Source organism: Pseudomonas sp. GL_091 (assembly GCF_057837725.1).
On the sequence record NZ_CM174451.1, the window covers coordinates 3,201,730 to 3,218,260 of the forward strand.

The 16,531-nt window shown below is 59.1% G+C and carries 13 protein-coding genes; 9 read left to right on the forward strand and 4 right to left on the reverse strand.

All coding sequences use genetic code 11. From position 1 onward, the window contains the following. The first annotated feature begins 122 nt into the window (after nt 1–122). Nucleotides 123–1,565, forward strand: coding sequence for an aldehyde dehydrogenase (locus tag AC3ITY_RS14620; protein ID WP_489310169.1), 1,443 nt, complete (start codon nt 123–125; stop codon nt 1,563–1,565). Between the two features lie 9 nt (nt 1,566–1,574). Here AC3ITY_RS14620 and gcvA read toward each other — a convergent pair whose 3' ends face one another. Beyond that, nucleotides 1,575–2,477, reverse strand: coding sequence for a transcriptional regulator GcvA (gene gcvA / locus AC3ITY_RS14625; protein WP_008024054.1), 903 nt, complete (start codon nt 2,475–2,477; stop codon nt 1,575–1,577). 169 nt (nt 2,478–2,646) lie between these two features. Here gcvA and AC3ITY_RS14630 point away from each other — a divergent pair, with 169 nt between their 5' ends. The 7 genes from AC3ITY_RS14630 to pcaF all read left to right on the forward strand — a co-directional run bounded on the left by AC3ITY_RS14630 (nt 2,647) and on the right by pcaF (nt 12,686). Then, nucleotides 2,647–3,993, forward strand: coding sequence for an MFS transporter (locus tag AC3ITY_RS14630; RefSeq protein ID WP_489310172.1), 1,347 nt, complete (start codon nt 2,647–2,649; stop codon nt 3,991–3,993). A gap of 104 nt (nt 3,994–4,097) precedes the next feature. Next, nucleotides 4,098–4,892: an enoyl-CoA hydratase/isomerase family protein gene (locus AC3ITY_RS14635; RefSeq protein WP_489310174.1), complete on the forward strand. Its 795-nt coding sequence runs from the start codon at nt 4,098–4,100 to the stop codon at nt 4,890–4,892. Nucleotides 4,893–4,896: 4 nt separating this feature from the next. Beyond that, on the forward strand, nt 4,897–6,987 hold the full coding sequence (locus tag AC3ITY_RS14640) for an acetate--CoA ligase family protein (protein WP_489310176.1): 2,091 nt from the start codon (nt 4,897–4,899) through the stop codon (nt 6,985–6,987). After that, nucleotides 6,984–9,038 carry a 3-hydroxyacyl-CoA dehydrogenase NAD-binding domain-containing protein gene (locus AC3ITY_RS14645; protein WP_489310178.1) on the forward strand — a complete coding sequence of 685 codons (2,055 nt, stop codon included), beginning with the start codon at nt 6,984–6,986 and terminating at the stop codon, nt 9,036–9,038. The genes AC3ITY_RS14640 and AC3ITY_RS14645 overlap by 4 nt, the downstream gene beginning before the upstream one ends. 23 nt (nt 9,039–9,061) lie before the next feature. Beyond that, on the forward strand, nt 9,062–9,949 hold the full coding sequence (locus tag AC3ITY_RS14650; RefSeq protein WP_489310180.1) for an NAD(P)-dependent oxidoreductase: 888 nt from the start codon (nt 9,062–9,064) through the stop codon (nt 9,947–9,949). 109 nt (nt 9,950–10,058) lie between these two features. Continuing rightward, nucleotides 10,059–11,327, forward strand: coding sequence for an OprD family porin (locus tag AC3ITY_RS14655; protein WP_489310182.1), 1,269 nt, complete (start codon nt 10,059–10,061; stop codon nt 11,325–11,327). A gap of 153 nt (nt 11,328–11,480) precedes the next feature. Next, nucleotides 11,481–12,686, forward strand: a complete 1,206-nt coding sequence (gene pcaF / locus AC3ITY_RS14660; RefSeq protein ID WP_489310184.1) for a 3-oxoadipyl-CoA thiolase — start codon at nt 11,481–11,483, stop codon at nt 12,684–12,686. A gap of 192 nt (nt 12,687–12,878) precedes the next feature. On the opposite strand, the gene AC3ITY_RS14665 is transcribed toward pcaF, so the two are convergent. The 3 genes from AC3ITY_RS14665 to AC3ITY_RS14675 are packed head-to-tail and all read right to left on the reverse strand — an operon-like array spanning nt 12,879 to nt 15,127. Further along, nucleotides 12,879–13,775: an SDR family oxidoreductase gene (locus tag AC3ITY_RS14665; RefSeq protein WP_489310186.1), complete on the reverse strand. Its 897-nt coding sequence runs from the start codon at nt 13,773–13,775 to the stop codon at nt 12,879–12,881. A gap of 30 nt (nt 13,776–13,805) precedes the next feature. Further along, nucleotides 13,806–14,345, reverse strand: a complete 540-nt coding sequence (locus tag AC3ITY_RS14670; protein ID WP_489310188.1) for a DUF1097 domain-containing protein — start codon at nt 14,343–14,345, stop codon at nt 13,806–13,808. Nucleotides 14,346–14,386: 41 nt separating this feature from the next. After that, on the reverse strand, nt 14,387–15,127 hold the full coding sequence (locus AC3ITY_RS14675) for an SDR family oxidoreductase (RefSeq protein WP_489310190.1): 741 nt from the start codon (nt 15,125–15,127) through the stop codon (nt 14,387–14,389). A 135-nt stretch (nt 15,128–15,262) separates the two neighbouring features. On the opposite strand from AC3ITY_RS14675, the gene AC3ITY_RS14680 reads away from it, so the two are divergent. Further along, the gene (locus AC3ITY_RS14680; RefSeq protein ID WP_008031952.1) at nt 15,263–16,153 is read left to right on the forward strand and encodes a LysR family transcriptional regulator; all 891 of its coding nucleotides are present in this window, start codon (nt 15,263–15,265) and stop codon (nt 16,151–16,153) included. Nucleotides 16,154–16,531 lie beyond the last annotated feature (378 nt).

Below are 16,531 nucleotides of genomic sequence, written 5' to 3' on the forward strand. Positions count from 1 at the left end.
CCAACTTAATGTTGGGCTTGCAGTGCCATTAAGTCATTTGAGTGAAGGTTGTCTGGACCGCTAGAGTCGAGCCACAAGAGTTCGTTTTTCGAATAACAATGATCTGAAGTGGAGTGTTTTGAATGTCTATCCAGCCTTTTTTGATTGGCGGCGAATGGATCAAGGGCAATGCTGTGCCCATCGAATCCGTCAACCCTGCAACCGGTGAGCTTAACGGTTACATGGGATCGGCTAGCGCCGCTGACGTCGATCACGCAGTGACTAACGCATTGCAGGCGCAACGGCAGCCCTCCTGGCGCAACATGCTCCCTCACGAACGTGCACGTCTGTTGTACCGGGTCGCCGAGTTGATCATCGAACGTGGCCCGCAGCTGTCGGCTCAGCAAATGCGCGAAAACGGCAAACTGCTCAGCGAATGCTCCTTTCAGGCGGCTGCGGCTGCCGGTGCCTTTCGCTATTTTGCGGGCATCTGCGAAACCATGGTTTCGGAAGTTGCGCCATCACGCGGGCAATACCTGTCGACCGTAGTTTACGAACCCTTTGGTGTTGTGGCAGCGATTACGCCCTGGAACTCGCCCTTGACCCTGGAAGCTCAGAAAGTCGCTGCAGCTGTCGCTGCCGGTAATGCTGTGGTGCTCAAGCCTTCCGAATTCACGCCGACCCTGGCGCTGGAGTTGGGCCGAATTTTTATCGATGCCGGTTTTCCGCCTGGCATTCTCAACGTTGTGACCGGGTCCGGCCCAGAGGCCGGACTGGCACTGGTACAACATCCAGATGTGCGCATGATCTCGTTCACGGGTGGCACCGCCACGGGGCGGACGATAGCCAAAATCGCCGGTGAGCGCCTGGTGCCGACAGCGCTGGAACTGGGCGGAAAGTCGCCACACATCATCTTCGCCGACGCCGATCTCGACGCGGCGCTCGATGCGGTGGTGATGGGTATTTTCAGTTCCTCCGGACAGTCGTGTATTGCCGGTTCGCGGTTGTTCATCGAACGCTCAATCTACGACGAGTTCCTGGGGCGTGTCGTGGAGCGTACTCGTGCACTGCGTGTCGGGCCACCTGACGCGCCACAGAGCCAAGTGGCGTCACTGTCGTCCTTTATTCACCGCGAACGGGTTGAACGTTACGTCGCCTCAGCGTTGGAGGAGGGTGGTCAGATTCTAGTAGGCGGTAAACGTCCGGATGCACCAGAACTGGAGAAGGGTGCGTATTACGAGCCGACGATCATTGCCGGTCTGCCGAGTACGGCGACGGTGTGTCAGGAAGAGATTTTCGGCCCTGTGCTGTGTGTGCTGCCGTTTGATGACGAAGCCGATCTGATCGACCAGGCCAATGGCACCGTTTATGGTTTGGGCTGCGGCATCTGGACCGAGTCGTTCAAAAAAGCCTGGCGCGTTGGCCGGGCAATTGAGTCTGGTACGGTCTGGATCAACACCTACAAAGCCTTGAGTGTTGCCACGCCGTTTGGTGGCTTCAAAGACAGCGGCATCGGTCGGGAGAAGGGTTTTTACGGCATTCGCGTCTACCAGGAAGCCAAGACCATTTACCTGGGCCTTGGCTGACCCTGGCGCTCAAATCGCGCCCGCGCGTTGCAGGTCTTCCATCAGGTACTGACGGAAGACCCTCAGCGCCTGTGATTCAGGGCGATTGTTAGGTCTCACCAGGTAGTAACCGGTCGGCAGCCGTACCGAATCTTTGAAGGGTGTGACCAATGCGCCGCTGGCCAGGTATTGGGTGACCAATACCCGTATGCCAATGGCAATCCCCATCCCCTGGATAGCCGCTTCATAAGCCATGGCGGAGTTTTCGAATTTGATACCTCCATGACCATTGAGTGCGTGCGCACCGCTGGCTTGCAGCCATGAGGTCCAGTCCTCAGAGCGGGCGATGGAGTGCAGCAAGGTGTGTTTGCTCAAGTCCGCGGGGCTCGATAACGGTGGACCGTTTTCGAGCAGGCGAGGGCTGATGACCGGCATCAACTCCAGTGGGGCGACGAAATCGGCGCTGAGGGTAGGCCAGTCCTTGGGCATACCGGAGCGGATGGCCGCATCGATATTTTGCCGTTCGAAATCCACCGGGTTCAACGAGGCTGTCAGCCGCACTTCGATATTGGGAAAGTCCTGATGGAAGCGTGACAGCAACGGTATCAGCCAGCGCTGGGCAAAGGTGGTGTAAGCCTGGATCGACAGGATGTCGCGCCGACCACGGACGCTGATGGCTTTTGTCACGGTTTCAATTTCATCGAAGGCGTGGGTGATGCCGTTTTGCAGTTGTATCCCTTGCGGCGTCAGACTGATGGAGCGGTGGCCACGGTGGAACAACTGCACGCCGAGGTTCTCCTCCAGCAGCCGCACTTGTCGGCTGATCGCAACCTGGGTGACGTGCAATTCATTCGCGGCCTGAGTCAGGCTCAGGTGGCGAGCAGCGGCTTCAAATGCTTTGAGGGGGTTTAGCGGGGGCAGGTGACGCCTCATAAAATGTACTCGACGATGGCTAACATTTTGTTGGCCAAACTATAACCATTACTCATTTGCGTCAATGTCTGTCCGAGTAAAGAATTCATCGGCACCGTCGTGTTTAACAGCACATCAGCGCGTGCAGTGTGAAAATAAAAATAAACGACTGCCTAACAAGGAGACAGTCATGAACACCGGAACTTTGGATACGCCACTCATTGCGAATGCATCCTCGGATATCGATAAACAAAACACATACAAAACGATTGCCTTCAGATTGTTGCCGGTTTTGTTTATTTGCTATTTTTTCAACTATCTGGACCGCACCAATATTGGCATTGCCCAACTTCAGTTGAAATCCGATCTGGGTTTTAGTGATGCGGCTTATGGTCTGGGCGCCGGTTTGTTTTATGTAGGCTTCATCCTGTTCGAAATCCCCAGTACGTTGATGCTGGACAAACTCGGTGCACGCAAGACGTTGTTGCGTATCATGGTTTGCTGGGGGCTGGTGACGTGCCTGACCGCCTTCATGCGTACACCGACCGAGTTCTACATCGCGCGTATTTTGCTCGGTTGTGCCGAAGCCGGGTTCCTGCCAGGTATCGTTTTGTATTTGAGCTATTGGTTCCCGGCACAGCGTCGCGGCCGCATCACCGCGATGTTCTTTATCGCCATTCCCATGTCCGGTATTTTCGGCAGTCCGTTGTCGGGCTGGATCATGCAGAACTTCCAGGCCTACATGGGCATGCACGGCTGGCAGTGGATGTTCATCCTTGAAGGTCTGCCCTCGATCATCATGGGTGTCGTCGCCTATAGCTTGCTGGCGGATCGCCCGGAGAAAGCCAAATGGCTGACGCCTTCGCAGAAAGCCATCGTTGCCGATGCCATGAGCGCAGAGCACCGCAATAAGTCCGATCGTAGCCACAGCTCGTTATGGAGCGTGCTGCGTGACCCTCGCGTCTATGTCATCAGTTACGTCATGTTTGCCAGTTTCATCTGTGCCAACACCCTCACGTTCTGGACGCCGACCATCATCAGAAACTCCGGAATTGCCGAAATACTCAACGTTGGATTCCTGGCGGCCATTCCACCGTTCATGGGCATCATCGGGATGTTGATTGTCGGCTGGCATTCCGACCGCAAGATGGAGCGACGCCTGCACACCGTGATTCCTGTGCTGTGCGCGGCGATCGGGTTGGCGTTGCTGCCGGAGTTTCGTAACGATCCGATCATGTCCATTGTCTTGTTGTCGATGATTGCTACCGGACATTACTCGTCCTTGCCGACGATCTTTTCCATGCCGTCCAGCTACATGACGGGCGGCGGTGCCGCGGCGGGTATCGCATTGATTACCACCCTGGGCTCGATCGGCGGTGCGGTGGCCCCCTCTTTACTGGGGTTGATCAAGGACTTGTCGGGAAGTTTCGATCTTGGATTCCAGATCTATGCCGGTGTTATCACCCTGGGCGCTGTAATGCTGATGGTTTTCGTGCCAGGAAAGTTGTTGGGTGAGAAACCCAAGCTCATCAGTTGATTGAGTGTACTCGCACTAATCTTCACGGTTTAAATGTGGTTGGCTAGACCCTTCTGTTAGTTGGGTTGATTGAAGTTCCATTCAAAATTTTTAAGGTTTCTTATATGGAAGCATTACAACTTATCGACTTGCGTATTGAGTCGGGCATTGCAACCTTGGTACTTAATCGTCCCGAAAAACGCAATGCAATCAGTGACGCAATGCGCAGTGAATTGATTGTCGCGCTGGAATACCTGGCACAGGAAAGTTCGGTACGTGCTGTTGTTTTGACGGGTAACGGCAAAGGCTTTTGTGCAGGCGGTGATATCAGTGGCATGAGCAAACGCATGCAGGCACCGGCAGGCGAAGTGGCGTTTAACGGCTGGAGTCGACAGCAGCGCGTGCATCACACGGTTTCGTTGTTACACAAGATGCCCAAGCCAACGATTGCCGCCGTGAATGGCGCCGCCACCGGGTTGGGGGCGGACATGGCCTTGAGCTGTGATTTTGTCATCGCCTCGCAGGCGGCCAGTTTTACCTGGAGCTATATCAAGCGCGGCTTGATTCCGGACGGTGGAGGTTTGTATTTCCTGCCACGACGGGTGGGCCTGGCACGGGCCAAAGAGCTGATTTTCAGCGGGCGACCGGTGGCCGCAGCCGAGGCATTGACGCTGGGTATCGCCGACCGCTTGAGCCCGGCGGACTCCTTGCTGGCCGACGCACAGGCCTGGGCGATGGAGTTGTGCCAAGGGTCGGCCGCCGCGCTGGCGCTGGGCAAATCAATTCTGGATCAAAGCTTCGAGCTCTCTGCGGCACAAGTGTTTGCTCAGGGGAGTCAGGCGCAAGCGGTGTGTTACAGCACCAGCGCGCACCGTGATGCCGTAACTGATTTTTTGAATGCCGCCTCGCGTAAGGAATAACCCGATGAACGCTATTTCTCGTCTGTTGCGTCCGCGCAGCGTCGCCGTCATTGGCGCGTCGTCGGATCCGAGCAAAACCGCTGGCCGCCCGATCGCGTATCTGAAAAAACATGGTTTTGACGGGACGATTTACCCGGTCAATCCGCGATATCAGGAAATTGCCGGCCTGCCGTGTTACGCCGACATTGCAGCGCTCCCGGAAGCGCCGGACGTGGGCATCGTCCTGCTCGGCGCTGAAAAAGCCCACGAAGCGGTACGGGCCCTGGCGTTACGTGGCACAGCCGCGGCGATCGTCCTGGCCAGCGGTTACACCGAACTGGACGGTGAGGGTGGAAAGCGCCAGCAAGCGCTACTGGAAGCGGCAGGCAGCATGCGTTTGCTGGGACCCAACACCATCGGCCTGGTGAACCTCACCGACGGTATTACCCTGTCAGCGAGTGGTGCTCTGGAAATGGAGCATTTTCCCGTCGGTGGCATCGCTGTTGTCTCACAGAGCGGGGGCATTCTTGGCGCATTGCTGTCGCGCGCTGCGTCGCGGGGCATCGGTCTGTCCAAACTGATTTCCACTAGCAACGAGGCGGATCTGGACTTGGCGGACTTCGTCGACTACCTGGTCGACGACGACGCGACCTCAGTGATCGCGCTGTACATGGAAGGCCTGCGTAACCCGGAAAAATTCCGCAAGGCTGCCCTTAAAGCCGCGCGTGCCGGCAAACCGATCGTGGTGTTCAAGATTGGACGCTCCGAGTCCGGTGCGCGCTCGGCGGTATCCCATACTGGCGCGATGGCTGGCGCCGACCGGATGTATGACGCGCTGTTCCAGCAACTGGGCATCATCCGGGCCCAGACCTTTGCCGACTTGCTCGATCTGCCGCTTGCGCTGTCATCGGCCCGTCAGTTGCGTGGCAAGCGAGTGGCCATCCTCACCTCGACAGGGGGGGCCGGCACGTTGGTTGCCGACAGTCTGGGGATGGCCGGTTTCGATACGCCAGCCCCCGATGAAAGCACTGCAGCGCGTCTGCGTGACTTGCAGCAAGGTGGCCCGGCCGCGCTGGATCGTAACCCCATCGATGTGACCCTCGCCGGCCTGCAACCGGATCTGTTGCGAGGCGCTATTCGTATTCTGTTGGACAGCCCTAACTACGACGCGGTCGTGGTGATTGTCGGTTCGTCGGGCCTGGCAATGCCGGAGTTGATGGCCAACGCCATCAAGGAGTGTCTGCCTACCAGCGACAAACCGGTGCTGGCCTATGTCAGCCCGCATGCGCCGGAAGCGACCAGCGTACTCAATGCTTATGGGGTGCCGGCGTTTACCACGCCGGAAAGCTGCACCTCGGTACTGGCTGCGATGTTCGACAAAGCGTCGCGTCCTGCTGTTGTAACGTCAACGGCGATGACTCAGACATCGGTGGACCTGGCAGACCTCGGGCATGGCACGCTGAATGAAGTGCAGGCCAAGCAATTGTTTGCCCGTTTCGGTGTGCCCGTGGCACGGGAAATCGTCGTTGCCAACGCGGACGAAGCGCAGGAAGCGACCCGCGAACTGGGCGGGCGCGTGGTGCTCAAATTGCTGTCCAGTCACATCACCCACAAAAGTGAAGTCGGCGGCGTCGCGGTCAACCTTTACGCGCTCGACGTCGGTCCACGACTGGAGCGTATGCGAGAAGAGGTCAAGGCCAACACCGGAGAAACCGTGGGGCATTTCATCGTTCAGGAAATGGTGCCGGGTGGCGTTGAATTGATTCTCGGACTGCGCCGTGACCCGTTGGGTATTGCCGTGTTGTTGGGCATGGGCGGCGTCACCGCCGAGCTGTTCAACGACACCAGCCTTCGTATGCTGGTGCCCGGTGCCGGACTGGATCGCGAGCAAGCACTGGCCATGATTCAGGAACTGAAAACCTGGCCGCTGCTGGATGGCTTTCGTGGACGTCCGCAAGCTGACGTTTCAGCATTGGTGTCGGCCATCGTCGCGTTCTCGAACATGGCAGCGCAGTTGGGCGAGCGCCTTGAGGAGGCTGAAATCAACCCGCTGTTTGTCTTGCCGCAAGGCCAGGGTGTGATTGCCGCCGACGGCGTCGCGGTGCTGAATCCATGACCCTCGCGCCAGTGGTGCATGTGGAGCAGGACGGCGACGTTGCAGTGTTGATTATCGACAACCCGCCAATCAACGCCGCCTCTGCGCAAGTTCGCCGGGAATTGCTGTTGGCCATCGAGTGGGTAAGCGGTGACGACAACCTGCGTGCAGCAGTGATCATCGGGCAGGGGCGAGGATTTATCGCCGGCTCCGATTTGCGCGAATTCGGTCAGCCGTTGCAGGACCCGCAATTGCCGGAGGTGATTGCCGCGATTGAGGCGTGTGCCAAACCAGTGGTTGCCGCGCTACACGGCGCGGCGCTAGGGGGTGGTTTTGAATTGGCCATGGGCTGCGATGTACGAATCGCCAGCCAGACCTGTCTGCTGGGGCTGCCTGAAGTCACGCTGGGCATCATTCCCGGTGCTGGCGGTACGCAACGTTTGCCGCGTCTGGTGGGAATGGCTGCAGCCATCGAGTTGATTTGCTCAGGCATGCGGGTTAACGCTGTCGATGCGCTGAGGTCGGGAATGATCGATGCCATTGCCGACGACGATCTACGTACGGTGGCGGTGCGTTTTGCTCGCCAGGCGCGCAAGCGCCCGGTATTGGCGATGCCGATTCCTGAAGAAACTCCCAAGAAGCTGGAGGCGGCCTGCGCCACGGCATTGCGTAAAGGGCGCGGCCGCCCGGCGGTTCAGGCGGCCATCGAGGCGGTGCTCGATGCTGCGCGGCTACCTGCCGCACAGGCATTGAGCAACGAACGTGAAGCCTTTCAACGGTTGCGGCTGAGCCCGGAAGCGGCAGCGTTGCGTCATCTGTTCTTCGCCGAACGGGGCGCGGGACGTCTGTCGGAGGCTGATAGAGCCCGATCGATTGACGTCGAGCAGGTCGGAATCATCGGCGCTGGCACCATGGGGGCCGGTATCGCCGTGGCGTTTCTCGACGGTGGTTTCAGTGTGACCTTGATTGAGCAATCACCCGCGGCGCTGGCCGCCGGGCTGGAGCGCATCGAAGCGGTCTACGCCAGACAATTGCACAGTAAAAAACTGACTGAGAAGGACATTCACGAGCGATTGCAGCGCTTGCATCCGTCCTGTGCCTTCGAGGCGTTGGTTGCGTGCCAATTAGTGGTGGAGGCCGTGTTCGAAGACATGGCGGTGAAGCGTGAGCTGATGACGCGGCTCGAGGCGGTGCTGCCGGCCGAGACGATCATTGCCAGCAACACGTCGTATCTGGATCTGGATGTCATCGCCGCCGCCAGTGCCAGGCCTGGCAAGGTCTGCGGGCTGCATTTCTTCAGTCCGGCCAATGTCATGCCACTGCTGGAAGTTGTCCGTGGTGCCGCGACCACCTCGCAAACACTGGCCACTGCATTGGCGGTAGGCAAGCGTCTGGGCAAGGTGCCGGTGATCGCGGCGAATGCCTTCGGCTTTATCGGCAATCGGATCTACGCCGCCTACCGCCGGCAATGCGAGTACCTGCTGGAAGATGGCGCCTCACCGCAGCAGATAGATGCCGCGATGCAGGCGTTCGGATTTGCCATGGGGCCGTTCGCGGTGGCTGATCTGTCCGGACTGGACATCGCTTGGCGTATGCGCAACGCCGCAGCGGTGGATCGTGATCCGCGTGTGCGTTACGTCGCGATTGCGGATCGACTCTGCGAAGCCGGACGTCTGGGCCGCAAGACGGGGGCCGGCTATTACCGCTATGCCGATGAGACGCGTCTGGTCGATCCGTTTGTCGAGACGTTGATTGCGCAGGAGCGCGAGAAAAAAGGCCTCGTCCCCCAGACATTCTCCGACGCTGAAATTCAACAACGGCTGCTGAGCAGCATGGTCAGCGAAGCCGTTTTGCTACTGGCGCAAAAGGTCGCGCAACAGGCTGGTGATATCGATCTGGTGTTGGTCAACGGTTACGGCTTTCCACGCTGGGAAGGCGGCCCACTGTTCTGGGCGCGTCGCCAAGACCCGCAGTGGCTTGGCACTTCGTTACGGGCCTTGACCATGGCCAGTCAGGGCATTCCGGTGGCGAGTGTGGAACAGGTCATGGCCGTGCTCGGCGCAACGATCTGAACAATAAAAATGAGGTTAATACCATGCAAAAACCAATCGATGTGGTGGGGTTTGTCGGCTTGGGTGTCATGGGCGAGCCGATGTGCATCAACCTGACACGCAAAGGTGACGTGCCAGTGCATGTCTTTGATCTGGATGCACAGGCGGTCAATCGTTTGCAGGCACAGGGTGCTCATGGTTGTGGGAGCCTGGCCGAACTGGCGGCTGGGGTCGATGTGGTTTTCCTGTCCTTGCCAGGCATCGACCAAGTCGAAAAGGTCTGCCTGGGGAAGGGTGGACTCGCCGAAACAGCGGGGCGCCTGAAACTGATTGTCGACACCAGCACCAGTGATGTAGAGCGCTCACGCAGCCTGGCCAGCACCTTGCGCGACAAGGGTATCGGGTTTGTCGATGCGCCGGTGGCGCGCTCAAGGGAAGCGGCGGGTCAGGGCACGTTGATGATCTCCGTAGGTTCGACGCCAGAGGAGTTCGCCACCTTGAATCCGCTGCTCGGCAGCATGGGCACGGATGTGCTGCATTGCGGTCCGGTCGGCTGCGGACAAGTGATCAAGATCATGAACAACATGGTGGTGCTGATGACGGTCAACGCACTGGCCGAGGCGCTAGCCATCGGGCGCCGTGCCGGGGTCGAGCCGGCGTTGTTGTTCGACGCACTGTCCAAGGGTTCCGCCGACAGCTTTGCGTTGAGGGTGCCAGGCATGAGTTCGCTGCTGCCCGATGAGTTTCCGGTGAAAACCTTTCCTGTCGATTACGCCCTCAAGGACATCCGCCTGGCGCTGGAATTGGCAGCCAGTGGTGGCATCGACGCGATCTCTGCGCAATCCACCGCCGCTTTGCTGGAACGGGCGTCGGCGGCGGGTCATGGCGATGCTTATTACCCGGTGATGATCAAACTGATCGAGCGTCGCTAAGGGGCGCGAGCCCAGCTGAAAAACACAGCAATGCCCTGTTTTACCTATTGATACCCCATAAAAATAATGACTCGGACCCGCCTGTGGCGGGTCGTATTCTGGAGCAGCGATGAATAACAATAAAAAGATCCTGAGCGGTTCTGTCGTGTTGGGAAATGGCTTGCTGACGTCGATGATGTTTGCCTCTGCGAGCCAGGCCGCCGGTTTTATCGACGATGCTCACGGGACTTTCCAGACCAGCAATTTTTACTACAGTCGAGACTTTCGCGACGGCGCAGGACAGTCGAAACGAGAAGAGTGGGCACAGGGTTTCATGCTCGATCTGCGCTCCGGATATACCCAAGGCACTGTCGGTTTCGGTCTGGATGCACTGGGCATGCTGGGGGTTCGTCTGGACTCCAGTCCTGACCGGACAGGCTCCGGATTATTGCCCGTCCATGATGACGGCAGGGCGGCTGGCGAATACAGCAAGCTGGGACTGACCGGGAAAATGAAGGTGTCGAGGTCCGAGCTGAAGGTCGGAACCTTGCAATTCAAAATGCCATTGTTGGTGGGCAACACCGGACGCATCTTGCCGCAGACTTTTCAGGGTGGGGTCATCGACTCCAAAGAGCTGGATCATTTCACCTTTACCGCAGGCTCGATCAACCGTGCCGTGGCACGGGATTCCACCGATAACGATGCGCTGACATTGACCAACCGCAATCGCCGTTTCGTCGCAACGCCGCAAGCCGATCACTTCCGTTTTGGCGGGGTGGATTATGCGTTCAGCCCGACGCTGAATCTGACGTACCAAGCGGCAGAACTGGAAGATATCTACCGGCAGCACTATCTGGGTCTGGTGCACACCTTGCCGTTGGGGCCGGGAAAACTGAAAACCGATTTGCGTTACTTCATCAGCGACAAGAGTGGCGCAGCCAATGCCGGTGATATCGACAACCGATCCTTTAACGGCATTCTTACCTACAGTCTGCAAGGTCACGCGTTGGGTGTGTCCTACCAGAGTCTGACCGGCCGCACGGCGATGCCCTATGTAGGAGGGGCGGATGTGTACACCAGTAACTTCGCCCTGGTCGGCGATTTTGTCGAGCGCAACGAACGGACCTGGCAACTGCGTTATGACTTCGATTTCGCTACCGTCGGCCTTCCTGGGCTGACAGTGATGACCCGTTACATTGCTGGCAATGACGCAGACGTTTTGACCCATGACGGCAATGGCAGCGAGTGGGAGCGCAATAGCGAAATTGGCTATAGCGTCCAGAGCGGCGTACTAAAAAATGTCGGCGTCCGCTGGCGTAACAGTACTTACCGTTCCAACTTTACCCGAGGGGTCGATGAGAACCGGCTGATCATCAGTTACAGCCTGCCGTTGTTCTAGGGGCTGGATGAGTACACCGGTTCTTGCCGGATTAAGGCAACTGATTCAACGGGCAGTTGTTCCAACAACGTTTGAACTCAATCAATGCGAACTTTCACCTGTTGCTCAAGCCAGGGGAGAGTACTTCTACGTGCGCAAAAAAGAGGAAAAGGCATGAGTCGTGATGTGTATATCTGCGACGCCATTCGCACCCCTATCGGGCGTTTCGGTGGCAGTCTGGCGACGGTGCGGGCCGACGATCTGGCAGCGGTAACGCTAAAGGCGTTGGTCGCGCGAAACCCCGGGGTGGATTGGCTGCAACTCGATGAAGTGTTTCTCGGCTGCGCCAACCAGGCCGGCGAAGACAACCGCAACGTCGCGCGTATGGCGCTGTTGCTGGCGGGTCTGCCTGAGAGTGTGCCGGGGGTGACGATCAATCGCCTGTGTGCCTCGGGCATGGACGCGGTCGGCACGGCGTTTCGAGCGATTGCCAGTGGCGAAATGGAATTGGCCGTGGCGGGTGGCGTCGAGTCGATGTCACGGGCGCCCTATGTGATGGGCAAGTCCGACAGTGCGTTTGGTCGCGGCCAGGCCATCGAAGACACCACCATTGGCTGGCGCTTCATCAACCCCTTGATGCAGGCGCAATATGGCGTCGACGCCATGCCGCAAACAGCAGACAACGTGGCCAATGAACAGCAGGTTTCTCGGGCTGACCAGGACGCGTTCGCCTGGCGCAGCCAGCAGCGTGCCATGTGTGCCCAGGACCTGGGGTTTTTCGCCGAGGAAATTGTCCCGGTACTGATCAGGGGCAAAAAGGGCGACCTGGTGGTGGATCAGGACGAACACCCGCGCCCGCAAACAACTCTGGAGGCACTGGCTCGGCTCAAGCCGGTCAATGGCGGTGATAACACGGTCACCGCGGGCAACGCTTCCGGGGTCAACGACGGCGCAGTGGCGCTCATCCTGGCCTCGGCCGTCGCGGTGCAACGACACGGGTTGACGCCGCGGGCCAAAGTCCTGGGCATGGCCAGTGCCGGCGTTGCCCCGCGAATCATGGGCATGGGGCCGGTTCCGGCGGTGCGCAAGTTGCTGCAGCACCTGGGCTTGGTCATCACCGATTTCGACACCATCGAGCTCAATGAAGCCTTCGCCAGCCAGAGCTTGGCGGTGCTCCGCCAACTTGGGCTGGCGGATGACGACATTCGGGTCAATCCCAACGGCGGTGCGATCGCCTTAGGTCATCCCCTCGGTGCATCGGGTGCACGCCTGGTGATGACGGCGGTGCATCAACTGGAAAAGTGCTCCGGGCATAAGGCTCTGGCAACGATGTGTGTCGGAGTAGGACAGGGAGTGGCGTTGGTGCTGGAGCGCGTTTAAGGTCGAATCCTCCCCTGACATCATGTATTTGGACATTACTGAGGCAGGGTAGAAATAACGGCTCACCGAGTCGACGAAAGACTGCGTGGAGAGATTGGTCTGTTGCTTGAGCGTGTGCTGCTCGATCATCAATCTTTCGGTGACGAAGACGGCCCAAGGAATTCCTTGGGCCGCTTTGTAGGGAGGACTGCCTCAGCGAATAGCCGCCTTGAGCAGGTCTTCCAGGCCAATGCGGCGGAACATCTCGGCCCGCACCCGGTCGGCCATGGCGTTGACGATTTCGGCACCGTCCTGGGACGGGTCGATATGACACCGGAACGGGCGGGTGCCGAAAGGCATGTCGACGATCTCGACGATGGCGTTGGCTACCTCACCGACATCGGCGTCGGCCGGTTCCAGGGCTGCCAGCCCTTTGAGTGCCTGATCCGGTACACCGGCGTAAGGGCCTTTGTTGTATTCGGCGGCGCGGGCCTGGTCGGCGGGCGAGCCGGAATGCACGAAGTGGTTGGTGCCCTTGGTGAACGCGCCCGGCACGATGATCGAGGTTTCCACACCCCAGCGCGCCAACTCACCTGCGTAGGACACCGCGAGGGAATCCATCGCCGCCTTGGCGGCAAAGTAGGGTGCCAGGTACGGCGGAGTGCCGCCGCGTGCGCTGCTGGATGACACCCACAGCACCAGTCCTTGACCCTGTTTGCGCAACTGCGGCAGTGCGGCGCGGTTGACCCGCTGAGTGCTCAATACGTTGATGTCGTAGAGCTGGGCGAACTGCTCGGGCGTAAAGGCCTCGGCGGGGCCGAAGGACATGTGCCCGGCGTTATGGATAATTACGTCCAGACGACCGCAATCCTCGATAATCTTCGCGACACCAGCCTCGACCGATTCGCTCGACGCGACGTCCAGTTCGACGCTGCGCAGGTCGACCTGATGCTGGTCGGCGTAGTGTTGCACTTGCGCCACCTGTGGCGCATTGCGGCCCAGAGTTTCGCGCATGCTGGCGTAGACGGTGTGGCCGGCGTCGGCGAGGGCACGGGCGGTCAGTGCACCGAAACCACTGGAGGCACCGGTAATCAGAATGACGGATTTCATGACATTAACCTCTGCAAAGTGATGATGGTTTCAGGCAGGACGGGGAAGACGTTGTTGCACGGCGTGGGACAACCAGCCGGCGAAGGAGCCGAGAGCCCCGGCACCGCCCAGCTCGGTGAAGCTTGCCAGGGACGGTTCCAGGTGCGCGGCGAAGTAGGCGATCAGGCCGAGGAAGTAGGCGACGATGTTGTTCATCACCGGCAAGGCCCGCAGCGACACCACGATCATCGCCACCACAAACACCACGACCGGCAAGGCAAACATTCCAAGACTTGGGGTCAGTACGCCGATGCTCAGCGCCGCACCCATGCCGAACACGATGCCCATCAGCACACAGCCGAGGTTCACCAGGCCGTCACGCAGGGTCAGGCCGCGGCTGAAGAACGCCACCCAGCCGACAAACATCGCCCAGATCGGCAAGGTCAGTAGCAGGCTGGAGCCTGCTGCCAGTGCGGCGCTGGCAGCCGCCACCGCGGTGAACAGCGTGAACATCAGTTTCGATTGCCCGGTGCGGGTGCGGGTGCGGGTGCGGGTGGGGGTGGGGGTGGGGGTGTTGGCTGGATGGCTCATGATCAGATCTCCTTCAATCATGCTGCTTGGGGGGAAGCGGCTCAGACGAGGCCGCCGTTGACGCGCAGGATTTGCCCGTTGACCCAGGCCGAATCCGGGCCGACCAGGAAGGACACAACGCGGGAGATGTCTTCTGGCTGAGCCAGTCGTTCCAGCGGCGCCATCTTGGCGAAGGTCTGGATTTGTTCTTCGCTCTTGCCGTGCAGGAACAGGTCGGTGGCCACGGGACCAGGTGCCACGGCGTTGACGGTGATGTTGCGACCGCGCATTTCCTTGGCGAACACCTGGGTCAGGGACTCCACCGCCGCTTTGCTGGCGATGTACACCGCATAACCCGGCAGGTTCATGCCGACGGTGCTGCTGGAGAAGTTGATGATCCGGCCACCGCTGTTCAGGCGAGTGGCGGCTTCGCGCAGGGTGTTGAAGGTGCCGCGAGCGTGGATGTTGAAGTTCTGGTCGAACAGTTCATCACTGTGTTGCGCCAGTGGCAGCACCTTGAGAATGCCGGCGTTGTTCACCAGCACGTCGACCTTGCCCAGTTGCGCTTCGGTCTCATCGAACAGCCGGCGCACGTCCTCAGCGCTCGACACATCCGCCTTGATCGATATGGCCTGGCGGCCGGCCTGATGCAGTTCAGCAACCAGCGCCGAGGCTTCGGTGGCGCTGTTGGCGTAGTTGACGGCGACGGCGAAACCCTGGTTGGCCAGTTGTTTGGCGATCACGGCGCCGATGCCGCGAGAGGCGCCGGTTACGATGGCAACTTTTGAGGTTTGAGTAGTCATGGCGGTGATTCCTTTTGAGTCGTGAGTTGTTGCTCGGTGTGAAGCCAGATTCACATGTTTACTCAATGCGATAAATGCGCGAAAGTTGCCTTGACTGTTCAATAATCGCCAACAATCGACCGCCAGGAGACCCGCGTGGATCAAGTCAAAGCGATGAAGGTTTTCGTGCGGATCTACGAGCGCAGCAGCTTCACGTTGGCTGCCGACGACCTGAACCTGCCGCGGGCGACGCTGACTCACACTCTGAATCAGTTCGAAGCCTGGCTCGGCACACGTTTATTGGAGCGAAGCACTCGCAAAGTGCGTCCTACGCTGGATGGCGAGGCGTACTACCAGCGTTGCGTGCAATTGCTGGCAGAGTTGGAAGAAGCCGAACTGGCATTTCGCGGCGTGGCGCCGAAAGGGCGGTTACGTGTCGATCTGCACGGCACGTTGGCCAAGCACTTCGTGATCCCGGCATTGCCGCAGTTTATGGCGCGCTACCCGGATATTGAGTTGTCCATCAGCGAGGCCGACCGCTTTGTCGACCTGATTGCCGAGGGCGTCGACTGCGTGCTGCGCGCCGGCATGCTAGGCGACTCCGCACTGATCGGCCGTCGCGTCGCCAACCTGCGCCAGATCACCTGCGCCAGTCCGGCTTACCTGCGCAAATATGGCGAGCCGAAGCATCTCGACGACCTGAAACATCATCGCGCGGTGAACTACGTCTCGCGCACCACTGCCAAGTTGTTTCCATTCGAATTCATGCTCGATGGCGAACTGAAGGAAGTCGCCATCAACGGCGCCGTCTCGGTCTTTGGCGCCGAGATCTATGCCGCGTCGGCCATTGCCGGACTTGGCCTGATCCAGTGCCCGCACTACCGAATGGAAGCGCAAATCGCCCAAGGACTGGTGAAGGAAATCCTCACCGACACACCGCCACCGCCCATGCCGGTGTCGGTGCTGTACCCGCATAACCGTCACATGTCGCCACGGGTTCGGGTGTTTGTGGACTGGTTGGGGGATGTATTCGCCAAAGCATCATGAGGTCAAGGCTGGAGCGCCAGAAGCGTAAACAAACTCGCGGTTACCGTGCTCAGCAATCGTGAAGGAACACCTCTTTGACCTCTTAACAGCACCAAAATGTACTAATTCGCTGTGTGTGAGTGCGTGGCCTCTGGTGCTATCTAGTTTTTGGCACATGTACTATTGGTTGTACTACTCCCGGTCGGCGATAGCCACTGGGAGTTTTTATTTTCCGGCAATCAGCATCTCGTCGAGCCCAACCTGCCGACCAAATGCCTTCAGCGGCAGCCCAACAGCTTCCTTCACTGCATCGATGCTCCCGACTGGGATCACCTAGACCGCTGCCCGTGAGGTAGCGGCGTAGATGAAGGTACGATCCAGCACTCGCGACTTGCGTAC